The sequence below is a fragment of the Pseudomonas sp. Ant30-3 genome (genome assembly GCF_000690905.1).
Lineage (GTDB): Bacteria > Pseudomonadota > Gammaproteobacteria > Pseudomonadales > Pseudomonadaceae > Aquipseudomonas.
In genome coordinates, this window is sequence record NZ_JMCL01000156.1 from 1 (window position 1) to 12,951 (window position 12,951).

Sequence of the window (12,951 nt, forward strand, 5' to 3'; positions counted from 1 at the left end):
CACAGGCCTGGTAGCGGGTGCCAGGGGCCCGGTTGCGGCGCAGCTCCCGGCTGATGGTCGAGGGGGAGCGGCCGAGCATCCGGGCAATTCGCCGCTGGCTGAAACCTTGGGCAAGGCCGAGTTGAAGGGTCGCACGTTCGGGGATACTGAGTTCGTGATAGGACATAGTGGCAGCACCGTACCGGAAAGGTCAGGTGTTGCACTCAGTTTTTGCGGCCGCCTTGCTTAACCTGTTGCGAGGCGCCGTTCCTGAGAAGGGCAATGAGCTTTGCAAGCTTTGGACCGACCATCGCCATTCCGTCGAAGTCGCTGCTGGCGGGAAAGGCCTTACATTGAACGCGACGAGCAAGCGGATCAAATTTGATATTAAGACGGTCGACTTTTTCTGGCTATTGGGCTTTTCCGCCTAGCGCGCGATCGAGGTTTACGCTCCAGCGCTGGTCCTCGCCACAAGCACTGGCGTTTCTCTCGAAGTCGCGCTGAAGGCCGATCATGGGCGGGGCCAGTTCGAGTTCAACTTCAAGCAACGTATTGCCGCTGCCATTGCGCTCCGGTCGGCAGACACCACCGCCGACATCGAATGGCCCCAAGACATCCCATTGCCGACCGCTGATCGCACGAGTTTGTGCGGTGTGCAGGAGATGGTGGCTTTTGACCTTGTCGGCCTGGCATTCGCTTTCGCACTCCTTCACGAACTGAGACACGTCATGTTCCGTGCCGCCGGGCACGCTCCCGCCCCAGGCTATGAGGAGGAGATGGCCTGCGACACCTGGGCGAGAGAGATGATGATGAGCAATCTTGCGCAATATGCCCGATCCGAAGGTCATAGCTTTGCACAAGTTGCACAGAAGCGGGCAATGGGGATCTCGCTTGCAGCAATCATCGTCCACGCCATGACGCCTCCACAAGCGCGCTGGGGAAATGATGACTACCCACCCATTGCCGAGCGTGTTCGTGCCATGATCGACGGATACAATCTGTCAGAAGGCTCTCCCTTCTGGACATTCACTGCCTGCCTGCTCGTAGCGCTCATGCGGCAGGACGGCCTCCATCTCGATCTCCTTGCCATATCGGACAAGTCAATGGTCGAGGGTCTACTCAATCTGATCGCGTAGGGCAGGAACGAGTAATGCCAATCTATTTCATCGGAGAAAAGGACGGTTCGCGATTGAGTCAGCGGATATTCTGATATTAGGGTGGTGTGCCACGCTATACCGTTGTGCGGCAGGTGTAAATAACGCCACCAGGTATGGGATTTATATCTAGGTGAGAAATTAAATTTTTAGATTCTCTTGGGAGAGTATTAATAATTTTGCCTCGCTGAGGTTTCGTATCTATGTAACTCTTTTGGGCTCTACGAGTGTTTTTTGTTATGGAGAGCACTCATCATAAAAAGTGCTATTTCTTGGGCCAGTTGTAGTGAGTGTGCATCGATATTTACCTTTTTTACGCCGTGAGCAACATCATTTCGAAGGTTGCTGAGTTTGATAAGATCCAGAAGAAGTTTTGTTTCTGGTGGTTTCTCTTCGGTGGTATTTTTTCTAGAGTTTTTCACTAGATATTGATATATAAAAATCATTACCGTCCTTTGGCTGCTTCCTCTTATTGATGAGGCGACCTTGGGGTCGTCAACTTCGAATAAGGTGTGCGATAATTTTTTAGTAAATGATTCTGTTTTGAATATGTCTTCAATGATTTTGTAAAAGCACAGTAGGCTTTCTTCATGGAATTCCAGGAATTTATAATGTACTCCTTTTTGATATAGTTTTCTCAAGTCGTCAGGGATGCCGATCTGGTGTTTGTATATCTCTAGAATAGTTTGACTTTTTAGTTGGCCTGGATGCAGAGGGTTTTGGCCTGCAGTGTTGCAGTTGGAGCCTGACTGAATGATTCTTAATATTTTTTTGTTTTGTGTGATGTATAAATTTATAGTCGACGGTTTGAATGTGGCATAATAGCCGGATAGTTCAATAAACATAATTATTTGGTCTTTCAGTGACTCGCATAGCTTGGAGAAGTACTCGACCAAGAAAACGATTGCGGTGTCGGTCTCTTCTGCTTTATTACCTTTTGCTCGTCTAATAATTATTTCTTTAAGTTTCGAGTTGTCAATATCAGGTATCTGAAAGCAGGCCTCAATATGGTAAGGGTCTGTAGTTGTGTACGATAAAGAATCAAGCTGCTGGATGTTGATCGATTTAATTAGAAATCCTTCTGCGGAAATCAGGTTGACAAACTGAAATCTTCGTCTTGAGAGGGATGTCAAGGAATTTGCTTCAATTGGTTTTGGATGGTGTTTTGTTTTGTTGAATTTACGAAAAATAAGCGCAGTTGAAAAGCTAAAGCCTGCGTCTATGCTGAAGTCCAATATGAAATCGGATTTCTTGTGGTCTTGGTCAAGAAAATTTCCCCAGTCAATATGATTTGTGGTTCGGATGGGTTGCATGGTAACTCCAATAGTTATGGTGTTTTACAATGGTGTCACAATCTAATGTGAAAATATGTATGAATGCCAGTCAAGTACCTTGGATGGAGGGCGGTTCATAGCTTCAACAACTGGGTCAAAGCAGTGATATCTGATAAGCCCGAAAAGCAGACCAGTGAACTGATTGAGTCGAAAGAGAATTTTTATGACAACTAGTCTACATGCGGCGTTTGGAAAAACCATGTACGTGAGATCCTGCTAGCTGTCCAGTAGGGTCTCAGGCAAGCCTAACAACAGTTTTACAAGGTTCTAGACGGCTATTTCAGGTCGATAAAGCTTGGTTTCCTCCCACTTTTGCTCCATTGAACGTAGCGTGATTTTGCATACGCTATCCGAGCGCATTTCTTTTTTTTCAGTCACTTTTAAGATTCTTCGGCCAACAATAAAATTTCCAACTACTACTTTTTGTGGTAATACCCAAACCCAATTTTTCAGAATGACTCCTTTTTTTTGCAAACATGACAATACGCATAATCACATAGGGGAGCTGCCCCAGATGTCCACCGGTTCTACCATCTGTGGCACTCCGTGGCTTAGCTTGTCACCATTTGCTAGCCAGATACGGCCTGAGATCCTCCAGGTCGTGTGGGAGCTTCTGATGACAGACCATGCCGAGGTAAGTCGCCGCCCGGGTGGCGCCCACATATAGGAACCGCTCGAACAGCGTCGGTTTTGCTTCGACGAGCTCGTCCAGCCCGATGAAGAACACTGCTTCGAACTCTAGCCCCTTGATGTGTTGAACATCGAAAACCCGGATATCGGATTGGTTACCCAATGACTGGCCATCGACACAGGGGACTGCGAGCAGACTTCTGCTCTCTAGCTTCTCGGTAAGCGCTTCGGAGATGGGTTTCACGTGCGACTCGGAAGCGACCAGGATGGCAATCGTAGGCACTGGTTCATTTTTGGAGCGGATGTGATCCTCAATCTCGAAGATTCTCTCTGCTACCCAGGTGACGACGCTTTCACCCTGGAGGTTTTCCCCTAGCACCGGCTGAACGCCTTCGTGAGAGGAATGCTCTGGCAGGCTGCCTACAGCTTTGGTGTCTCCATCCATATGCTGCAGTAGCTTGATGGCAAAGCTGTTCAGAAGGCGACTCTGCCGATAAACCGTGTTGATCCGCTGAGACGTGAGGCGAGGGGAGATCCACTCGAGCTGATCCAAGTGCTTGAGGCCGTTCCCTGTGATCCGTTGGTTGAAGTCTCCGCAGGCGAAGAACGACTCAATGGCAGGGTCAGTCAGGCTTTCCATGCATGCAAGCTGGAGGAGCGAGAAGTCCGTGGCTTCATCCACTAGGACTTGCTGCAGGAATTGGCTCGAAATCCTGGCCAACTCGGTGAAGCGAGGTTCGTCGATATGCCGCTTCACGAAATCTTGGCGGATGAGTTCGCGAGCGGATCGAAGCATGAGGAGGAGAATTGCGTCGAGTTCTGTCTCATCAATGTGGGAAGCGTGCTCTGGCCGCTGATAGCTATACCGATCAAGCGTCACGCTGTCGCGACGGAATGCTCTGTAGCTTGCAGGGACGTCAAGTACATAGCGTCTCCATGCATTCCTGAAGCGCCGTAGTGCGTTTTGGAAGCACATCTCTCGCCCAAGCGTTTTGAGCCATTCATCTGAGGGGACTCGATCCCCAAGCCAGTCTCGTATTTGAGCTGCACGGCTTGCCTTACCTAGATTGCCATTGCGATAGCGAGTACGCGTATAGGTCTGGAGAAACTGTTGGTAAGCTGCGAATGCTTTGAGCTCTGCGGTATGCGTGGGTGTGCCTGTTCCTTCCTCTCCGTTATCATCATCAAATTCGGCACCATCCTCTTCTTCATCATCGTTTTGGCCGAGGCCTTCGAGAAAGGTGGCTATCTCCCCGAAGACAGCATTGTTCCGGTTATGGAGAAGGTTACCTTGCTGTTGTATCAGCTTATCTGAGGTTGCACGACTGGCTTTGAGCATAGGGTCAATCCGCGCCTCGAGATTGTTCCACTCGGCATAGGCGCTCAGCAGTCCTTCTGGCTGAAGCCCATCGACCGTGGCAAACAGCTTGTGCACAACTGCGTCTACTAGGTTAGGAGCCGAATCTCTCAGCAGAATTGCTCCTTCCTTCAGGGAGGAGAGGAGGCGGCTTTGGTGTAGTGACTTGAAATCGGCGAACCACTGGCGCGGATCATCGTTGATGTCCATCGGGGCGAATTGGCGATCCTCCTTGAGAATGCATGTGCCACCGCTGCCCGTCTTGAGGATGCCAAATGTCGACCTTGCCAGCTCATGTCGGCGCTTGCTCCAGGTCTTGATGTGCTCGTCAGAAGCCGGGACATTCTCACGGCTGAAGGCCTCTTTGACGTAATGCTTTAAGAGGTCTGAAGGCGTGAACATCATCCAGCGCGAGCGCTTAGACTGAGGGCCCAGCAGGAGGCGTTCGTCCTGGCTAAGGGCTTCCCAGTCCAGCTTCTGGCCGAGACGTTTGATCAAGGTGGTTGTCTTGCCTGTCCCGGGAGGGCCTAGGATGATTAGCTGGTGGTCGACTGAGAGGCGAAAGATTTCGTCCTGGAATTTGTCGAGAATCGCTTGGTCTCGAAGGGCCATAGCCTTTCGTATTTCGTGACGCACACCTTCCCGGATCTTCTCGGTTTCGGACTTACCGCCAAGCATGGCGAAGAAGGCATTGCTGTCATCCGGCTGGATAACTTTACGAAGAGAAGGAATCGTCTGAGGTGCTAAACGTTCTTGCCGCCAAATGCTGTCGATTGAGTCCCAGAGCTCAGCGCTCTTCTGAGGCTTCAGATCGAGTTTGTCCAAGACCCGGTAGCTGACTTTTTTACCCGCGATTTCTAGATCAACGTCCTCACCAACGCCATGAGCAGCCAAGCGACCGAACGGTGAACGGTAGCCTGCTAGCTTGCCGTGATTAAGGACAAATCCTCCAGTCGTGCGGCAGATGTAGTAGGTCTCAACTTGGCCTTTGTCGTTCTCAACTACTATCCGTGAGACAGCTGGCTCTCGAGCGAGGCTAGCAAGCGATTTGGTCACGTCGTCAGAGATGGATGCAATCTGCTCTACGGCTGCCGCGCCAGTGAAGGTATTGACGACTGCCAAGGCTTCAGAAGCCTCGCGACTTCCAGTGGCGAGTTGCTTGGAAGCTATTTGTTCGATTTGATGGAACGAATCTAATGCGTCGTTGGCAATTTCCAAGACATCACTGGAACTCATTGAAGCTCTCCCTGTTTCGAATGTGCGTGACCTGAGCGGCAAGGCGTGCGAGTGAGCAGCTTCCTGTGCTCAAGATTACGATGTCTGTCGGTTAACCCATATCCTAAATCCTCACGGCATGGGTTGCTAGCAGATTGCCATGAATGGGTGCATCTATGTAGTGAGAGTCTTCCAATGAAGTGGTGGCAACCTCTGCTGAGGTTGACTGCTTGGTATCATCGGTCGATGTGCTGCTGGAATGCGTGATGGTTGTGAAGCGGGATAGCGGGGCCCCGAGCTCCCGAGCAGCATCTATTTGCCTTTGCAGTGTGCGGCGCTAGTGGCTCGGCCAGGTCTCTAAGTTGGTATTCGTTATGACTCATCGTCATTGGCGAGCACGCCGGCAAGGGATCGGTTCATTTTCGATCAGGCTTTGGGGGGCAGAGCGCAGCATAATCACGACGGGCCTATTGAGGCCCGGAGTGCCCCAGAAGGCTGGATAACCAGCTTCTTGGCGTCCGTTGTCACGGGACAGGCGCATGGTTACTCGTACTGTTTCTTTCCAACGACCACTGTGGTTGGCGTTCCTGGACGGATTCTCAGGATTTCAGAGGCGCCAGAAGAACGCTTCAAGTCTACAAACTGAGGTGATTGGATAGCGCTGGACGGCGGTTTGGGAGCAGCAGCGTATGACTTTTTCGAGAAGGGGGCTGTTCGACCTCAGGCTGGGGGCATCCCTTTCATCCCATCCAAAGCATGCCCTCAGATGTGCCCCCAATGTAGCAATCCGCTGGAAGTGAATGGAGCCCCATGGGTTGTGGAAAGGCAAAAATGATCAGATGAACAGCCCGCCCCACGAAGGCCTACAGGCTGTCCGGGTCGCCAAAAAACATCTGAATCCGCGAACGCAACCAACGCTCCCCCGGATCGTTATCCTGCGACCCGCGCCAAGCCATGTGCAATTCAAAAGTCTGCACCGGCAACGGCGGGTCCTCAGCCCGCACGCCGCCCGCCGCCGTCAGCGCTTCAGCCGTGTAATCGGGCACGGTCGCGACAATGTCGGTGCCGCTGAGTAGCGTACTCAGGCCGTTGAACTGCGGCACGGCCAGCACCACATGCCGTTTGCGCCCGAGTTTTTCCAGCTCTTCATCGATAAAGCCACTCAGGTCGCCGGCGAACGAGACCAGCGCATGCGGCCGCGCGCAGAAATCGTCGAGGCTCAGCGGGCCTGGCACGGTATCGGCGCGAAGCAATTTCGGCAGGCTGCGGCGCAGCACCTTGCGTTTGGCGTTGGCCGGCAAGTCCTGCGTGTAGCTCACGCCGATCGAAATTTCACCCGAGGCCAGCAGGCTGGGCATCAGAATGTAATTGGCGCGACGCACAACCAGCACAATCCCCGGGGATTCGGCGCGCAGGCGCTTGAGCAACATCGGCAGCAGGGCGAATTCCACGTCATCCGACAAGCCGATGCGAAACACCGCGGTGCTGGTCGCTGGATCGAACTCGGCAGCGCGGCTGACCGCAGTGGAAATCGAATCCAGGGCCGGCGAGAGCAGGGCGAAGATCTCCACGGCCCGGGCCGAAGGCTCCATGCTGCGGCCGGTGCGCACAAACAGCGGGTCGTCGAACAGCCCGCGCAGGCGTGAAAGCGCCGCGCTGATTGCCGGTTGCCCGAGGAACAGCTTCTCCGCAGCACGGGTCACACTGCGTTCATGCATCAATGTTTCAAAAACGATCAACAGGTTCAGGTCGACACGACGTAGGTCATTACGATTCATCTGGTGTCCTGGCAGAGTCAAAGCTTGACGGGGGCGGTCATATGGGAACAATGGCCGGCATGAATATTACGGGCAAAGGCTGGTACTCTGCACCGAGTAAATTCAGATTTCCTACAATGGTAGCTGCGGTTTCCTACACTACTTTGACGATGCCGCAGATGTTGCGAATCAATGACAGGCATGTCGACTATTAATAGCCACTGATGGTCTTGGGTCCAAAGCCCATATAGAGTTCAGGGCATTAGAGGTTTCTTTGACGAGGTTTGCGATGTCACGCACGATTCGTTTTCACAAGTTTGGTCCAGCCGAGGTGCTCAAATGCGAAGAGCATGCGGCCGCTCAGCCTGCGCCGGGCGAAGTGCAGGTGCGCGTCGAAGCGATTGGCATCAGCTGGTATGACACGCTCTGGCGTCAGAACCTGGCGTCGTCCCATGCTCGACTGCCATCTGGTCTTGGCAGTGAAATGGCCGGTGTCGTCACCGCGCTAGGCGAGGGTGTCGATGACCTGGAAATCGGTGACAAGGTCGCCAGTTTTCCGGCCGAGAGCCCAAACGATTATCCGGTTTACGGCGAACAAATTGTATTGCCGCGCACTGCACTGACCCGCTACCCGGACGTGCTCAGCCCCATTGAGGCCAGCGTGCATTACACGCCGCTCCTGATCGCCTATTTCGGTTATACGGATCTGGCGCGGGTCAAACCTGGGCAATTTGCCTTGGTCACGGACGCCAGTCACTGTGCGGGACCCTCGTTTGTGCAATTGGGTAAAGCCTTGGGCGTGCGAGTGATTGCCGCGACCAAGACTGCCGATGAGCGCGAATACCTGCTATCGCTGGGTGCCGAGAAAGTCATCGTCACCGAGGAAGAGGATCTGCTGCTGCGGATCAACAAGATCACCGACAACCGCGGCGTTGACGTGGTTTTTGACGGTCTTGGCGGCCCGCAGATGTCACTGCTCGGTGATGTGCTGGCGCCTCGCGGCAGCCTGGTGTTGTACGGCCTGCAGGGCGGTAACCAGACGCCGTTCCCGGCGTGTGCAGCGTTCCAGAAGAACATCCAGTTTTTCGTGCACTGCATCGGCAATTTCACTGGCAAACCGGAACTGGGCATCATTCAGGACCAAGTGGCACTGCAACGCGCCTTGCGTGATATCAACCAGTTGACCGCAGACCGCGTGCTGCTGCCGCTGAAAACCCGGGTATTTCCGTTCACCGAGTTTGTCGAAGCGCATCGCTATATGGACGAGTGTCCATGCCGCGAACGAGTCGCGCTGCAGATCGAACCTGCGTGAAACACCCCTAAAGAGTCCGTGCCAGCACGGACTTTTTTTCGCCTGTCGTAAAGCCATCAGCGGGGCACCCATGACACCGCTGGTGAAACCGTTCAGCAACTGAACTGGTTTTTGCTCACCATCTGTATCTTCTAATCAATATTCAAGCCTTGATAATTGAATGATTACTTTCATCTCAAGGAATGAGTCATGGCTGAGTATCATGGTGATACTTTTGACTGCGTGACGTTGATGCATGTGCGAACAATCGTACAGCGCTCTGTTGTTTACAGAATATCCTCTGCTACTTCTTTCCTTATTTCTTGTGCTAATTGTCTGTGGGACGCTGTGGGATATTTCCTAGGACGCTGCTTCGATGGGGCGCGCCCCCGTAAAATGGGGCTTTCAGGTGGCTCATGGTCTGGCGGGCGCTCGGCGAGGTTCAGCCGCGCTGAATAATTAACCCACAAGTTAAGTGTTAGCATTTAACCATCAAGATCTGCACTTATTGATGGCCGGCAATGCCCCGCGCAGTGCTCTTCATTGATTGCGTGATATAGAACTTACAAGCATCAGGTAAACAAGATGACCAGTATCCATGACCAGGCGATGAACTATGTCTATCAACAAGTGCTCCAGCGCCTGCTGAATTATTTTTCGCGGGCGGAACGTACGGCATTACAACTGGTAATACAGCGTTTGGTCCTCGCAGCCGGGGGCATGGATCGCATCGGCGAGTACAAGGTGCTGACGATTCAAACCGGCACCAGAGACAGCTGTTACACCTTGGCAATGCTACGCGCGGCTCAGTTGAGCATTGCCGGGCGCGCGCCAGTCACGTTTCAACTGCGCGTGGCGTCCTTGCGGTTGAACGGCATCAGCCTGACAGCCCGGGAAAACACTCAGCGCAGCTACAGCGCGCTGTTTTTACACGACGACCCGCGCGTTGAGGTAGTGACGGTAGACGATCGGCAGGTCTTGCCCTTCGACCCGCAGGCGGCGATCTCCGATGCCGGGCGCGAAGCCAATCGCATCAACCTGTTGATGGTGGGGCATCGTCGAGTGCGGGACCAGGCGATCAATGTCTGGGACGACTATTACCTGGCCACCGGCGAATTTTACGGGCAGATCGCGCGCTGGCGGGGCGGTGTCGATGCTTTCGTCTGCAATGAAAATCTGCGCCAGCAAAAGCTCTATATCACTGCGTTGAAACGGGCAGCCGCCAAGGTTGGGGTGCGGATTTGCACCCCTGGCAGCGACGGCTTCGAACAACTTTTTGACGTGCTTGATGAGCTCGGCAACGATTGCTATCGGGCGCTTTATACCAATCAAGGTCAAGCGCCCTGGCGTCCGGCGGAAGAGTTCGAAGCGTGTCGTCGCACTACGTTCGTCGACATTCAAGAGGTACTGGTCAGCAATCTGGAAGAGCGGTGGCCGCTGCTTACCGATTTCCTCGGTTTTCAACCTGACGAACTCTCGGCCCATTTAAGTGATAACGAATGCGTCAGTCCCTCGATCGCGGCTCACCTGCGGGGCCTGCATGCGTGCTTCGTGCAGGGGCGGAGTTATGAGTCAGGAGTAACCGACTATCTGCAGCGCTCTCTGGTGCTGATGCGTCGCAGACAAGTGCCCGAGCGGCTGTGCGATCAAGCTCGGGAAGCCTTCGGTAATCCGCTTCGGGCATCGGAACGCCGCGCGCAGGCAGCAGCAGACGCACAGCGGCACCTGGGCTTGAGCGAAGCGCAACTCGTCTGTCTGCTGTTTGCTCCCTTCAACGAAAGGGGCGCTGCACTGGAGCGTTTTCTGCGCCAGTGCCATCCCGGGATGCTGGTGGCAATGCCCGACCTGCATCGGGCCATGCAAGGCTACTCGGTGCCGGATCAGATTCTGCAATGGATGGTTGATGTCAGCGGTTTATCGGTGGCCCTTATCGGCACCCTTTATCATATGGGCCCCACACCCGAAGTCTACGGGCACACGCCTGAACTGACAGCCGTGAAAAATGCTACTCCCGTGAGCGGTGGCGACACAGCAGCGGCAGGTGAACGGTCCGTAAAACGTTGAAAGGACCACGCGAAACCGACTTTGCCTATCAAGCGGTGTATCGATACCTCACTCACTTGATCAACGAACCGGGCAACGACACGCAGGTCCGGTTGCCATCGCTGCGGCAGTTGTCGGAGCGGTTGAATGTGTCGATTTCGACCATTCAGTACGCTTATTCATTGCTGGAAAAAGAAGGGCGGGTCTTTTCGGTGGCCAAATCCGGCTACTTCGCCGTTCCAGTCTCCTCGATCGATCCGCTGGACAACGGCCGTGACCTGCTGGAAACGGTGTATGCCTGCACCCGACGCCCGGGGTCGCTGGTTTTAAGCGCCGATGAACCGGCATTGCTGCAGCCGCTGGACAGTCCTCTGCTATTGCTGGAAAGGGAATTGCTGCGCCAGTATCCGCGCCAGACGGATACGGTTTTACAACCGTGCGGTGAGCTGCAACTGCGCACAGCGCTGGCCGCTCGCTACACCACCTCGGCGCTGCGCTGTTGGCATGCCAATGACGTGTATGTGGGTGCAGACCTGCGCGGCGTCCTGGAAATACTGATTGCGGTTTTAGGCCTCAAAGATGCCACGGTGCTGCTCGAGTCGCCTTGTGATTGGGTGATCTTGCGCCAGTTCCAGACGGCCGGGGTCAATGTGCTGGAATTGCCGCTGCAGCCTGAGGGCGGTGTCGATATCGATCAGCTCAAGGCGTTACTGGAAAACAGGCAGGTGCGCGTGGTGATGGTTTCATCGGCCGTCAGCATGCCGCATGGCAGTCAGGCGCCCGACGAGAACAGGCAGGCTGTCGCGCAACTGTTGGAAGGGCATGGTAGCTGGGTGGTGGAAAATGATTGCCACGGCGAACTGGCATTCGAGGCGGGCGGCAGGCGTTTTCGAGATTGGCTGAATCCGGATCGGCTGATCGTGTTCTCGACCCTGGAAAAAATCCTCGGCTCCGAGGCGCCCTACGGATACGTGCTGTCACGGCATTTCAGCGAAGCCTTCCAGCGACATTTTTTGCTGCGCTCGTTTCGCCTGTCGCCGATCCGGCAAAAGGCTATTGCCCGGCTGTTCAGCAACGGTCGGATCGATCAGCATTTGCAGGTCTTACGGCGCTTGCTCAATGAGCGCAAAGGCCACATGACGCAGCTGTTGCAAGAGCGCCTGGGCGATGCCTTGCACTTTGTCGAGCCGCAGGGAGGCGCAACGATCTGGGTGCGTTCGCTGCGCCAAGTGGACGCGCGGCGGGTGTTTCGAAGGCTGCTCACGCACCACGTAGTCATCGCGCCGGGGGAACTGTTCAGTCTGCAGGGGCTGCACTGCCAGCATTTTCGCCTGAGCCATACTTTTGGCGGCGATCACGATCTTGCCAGCGCAGTGAGTTTGCTCGGCGATGCCTTGCGCCTGGAATCTCTGGATTAAGCCGCGCGTTAATGCTCGCAGAGGCCGCGTGGATCGATCCCGTCGCGTTGCGGTCCAACTGCCAGTAAACTGCGCTCCATTTCCTGAACCACTCTTTTCCAGAGGTTTTTGCATGACACTCAGTCCTTTTGCGGGCAAACCGGCACCAGCAGAACTGTTGGTCGATATCCCGCGACTGGTGACGGCTTATTACACCGGTCAGCCTGATGCGAGCATTTCCACCCAGCGCGTGGCATTCGGCACCTCCGGACACCGGGGTAGCTCGTTCGACCTGAGTTTCAACGAGTGGCACGTTCTGGCCATCAGCCAGGCAATCTGCCTGTACCGCGAGGCCCAAGGCATCGACGGCCCGCTGTTCGTCGGCATCGACACGCACGCGCTCTCGACACCGGCCGGCGCCAGCGCGCTGGAAGTATTGGCGGCCAATGGCGTGACCGTGATGATCGCCGAAGGTGACGAGTACACGCCGACACCGGCTATCTCCCACGCCATTCTTTGCTACAACCGCGGCCGCACGTCGGGCCTGGCGGACGGCATCGTGATTACGCCGTCGCACAACCCACCACAAAGTGGCGGTTACAAGTACAACCCCACCAACGGTGGCCCGGCCGATACGCACATCACCAAGTGGATCGAAGCCAAGGCCAACGAACTGCTGGGCAACAAGCTCGCCGGGGTCAAACGCATCAGCCACGAACAGGCGCTGAAGGCGAGCACTACCCATCGCCACGACTACCTCAACACTTATGTCGCTGACCTGATCAACGTGATCG

Annotated in this window: 9 protein-coding genes and 1 pseudogene; 5 read left to right on the plus strand and 5 right to left on the minus strand. The window is 54.6% G+C overall.

From position 1 onward, the window contains the following. Together DU29_RS01000000130580 and DU29_RS1000000133625 are read right to left on the minus strand one after the other, a co-directional pair. On the minus strand, window positions 1-166 hold a 166-nt coding region (locus tag DU29_RS01000000130580; protein WP_033051036.1), incomplete at its 3' end, for a helix-turn-helix domain-containing protein. A gap of 223 nt (window positions 167-389) precedes the next feature. Continuing rightward, window positions 390-704: a hypothetical protein gene (locus tag DU29_RS1000000133625; protein WP_028624581.1), complete on the minus strand. Its 315-nt coding sequence runs from the start codon at window positions 702-704 to the stop codon at window positions 390-392. Between DU29_RS1000000133625 and DU29_RS1000000131915 the strand changes: the two genes are divergently transcribed. After that, complete coding sequence (locus tag DU29_RS1000000131915) at window positions 594-1,115, plus strand: hypothetical protein (protein WP_328286364.1); 522 nt, start codon at window positions 594-596, stop codon at window positions 1,113-1,115. The two genes, DU29_RS1000000133625 and DU29_RS1000000131915, sit on opposite strands and share 111 nt — an antisense overlap. 239 nt (window positions 1,116-1,354) lie before the next feature. Here DU29_RS1000000131915 and DU29_RS0127500 read toward each other — a convergent pair whose 3' ends face one another. The 3 genes from DU29_RS0127500 to DU29_RS0127510 form a co-directional block, all read right to left on the minus strand. Next, entirely contained in the window at window positions 1,355-2,446 is a 1,092-nt protein-coding gene (locus tag DU29_RS0127500) for a hypothetical protein (protein WP_028624583.1), read from the minus strand. A 580-nt stretch (window positions 2,447-3,026) separates the two neighbouring features. Continuing rightward, window positions 3,027-5,690, minus strand: coding sequence for an ATP-binding domain-containing protein (locus DU29_RS0127505; protein WP_028624584.1), 2,664 nt, complete (start codon window positions 5,688-5,690; stop codon window positions 3,027-3,029). A gap of 842 nt (window positions 5,691-6,532) precedes the next feature. Then, window positions 6,533-7,447: a LysR family transcriptional regulator gene (locus tag DU29_RS0127510; RefSeq protein ID WP_028624585.1), complete on the minus strand. Its 915-nt coding sequence runs from the start codon at window positions 7,445-7,447 to the stop codon at window positions 6,533-6,535. A 268-nt stretch (window positions 7,448-7,715) separates the two neighbouring features. Between DU29_RS0127510 and DU29_RS0127515 the strand changes: the two genes are divergently transcribed. From DU29_RS0127515 to DU29_RS0127530, 4 genes and pseudogenes are all read left to right on the plus strand, one after another. Continuing rightward, window positions 7,716-8,738 (plus strand): zinc-dependent alcohol dehydrogenase family protein, encoded by a 1,023-nt coding sequence (locus DU29_RS0127515; RefSeq protein WP_028624586.1) that lies wholly within the window; start codon window positions 7,716-7,718, stop codon window positions 8,736-8,738. Between the two features lie 564 nt (window positions 8,739-9,302). Beyond that, complete coding sequence (locus tag DU29_RS0127520; protein WP_028624587.1) at window positions 9,303-10,781, plus strand: hypothetical protein; 1,479 nt, start codon at window positions 9,303-9,305, stop codon at window positions 10,779-10,781. Continuing rightward, entirely contained in the window at window positions 10,778-12,178 is a 1,401-nt protein-coding gene (locus DU29_RS0127525; RefSeq protein WP_028624588.1) for an aminotransferase-like domain-containing protein, read from the plus strand. The genes DU29_RS0127520 and DU29_RS0127525 overlap by 4 nt, the downstream gene beginning before the upstream one ends. A 112-nt stretch (window positions 12,179-12,290) precedes the next feature. After that, window positions 12,291-12,951 (plus strand): annotated as a pseudogene (locus DU29_RS0127530) (alpha-D-glucose phosphate-specific phosphoglucomutase); the annotation flags it as partial.

Coding starts and splice junctions, on each gene's coding strand:
- DU29_RS0127500 (WP_028624583.1), bottom strand. CDS start 2,446: ATGCAACCCATCCGAACCACAAATCATATTGACTGGGGAAATTTTCTT.
- DU29_RS0127505 (WP_028624584.1), bottom strand. CDS start 5,690: ATGAGTTCCAGTGATGTCTTGGAAATTGCCAACGACGCATTAGATTCG.
- DU29_RS0127510 (WP_028624585.1), bottom strand. CDS start 7,447: ATGAATCGTAATGACCTACGTCGTGTCGACCTGAACCTGTTGATCGTT.
- DU29_RS0127515 (WP_028624586.1), top strand. CDS start 7,716: ATGTCACGCACGATTCGTTTTCACAAGTTTGGTCCAGCCGAGGTGCTC.
- DU29_RS0127520 (WP_028624587.1), top strand. CDS start 9,303: ATGACCAGTATCCATGACCAGGCGATGAACTATGTCTATCAACAAGTG.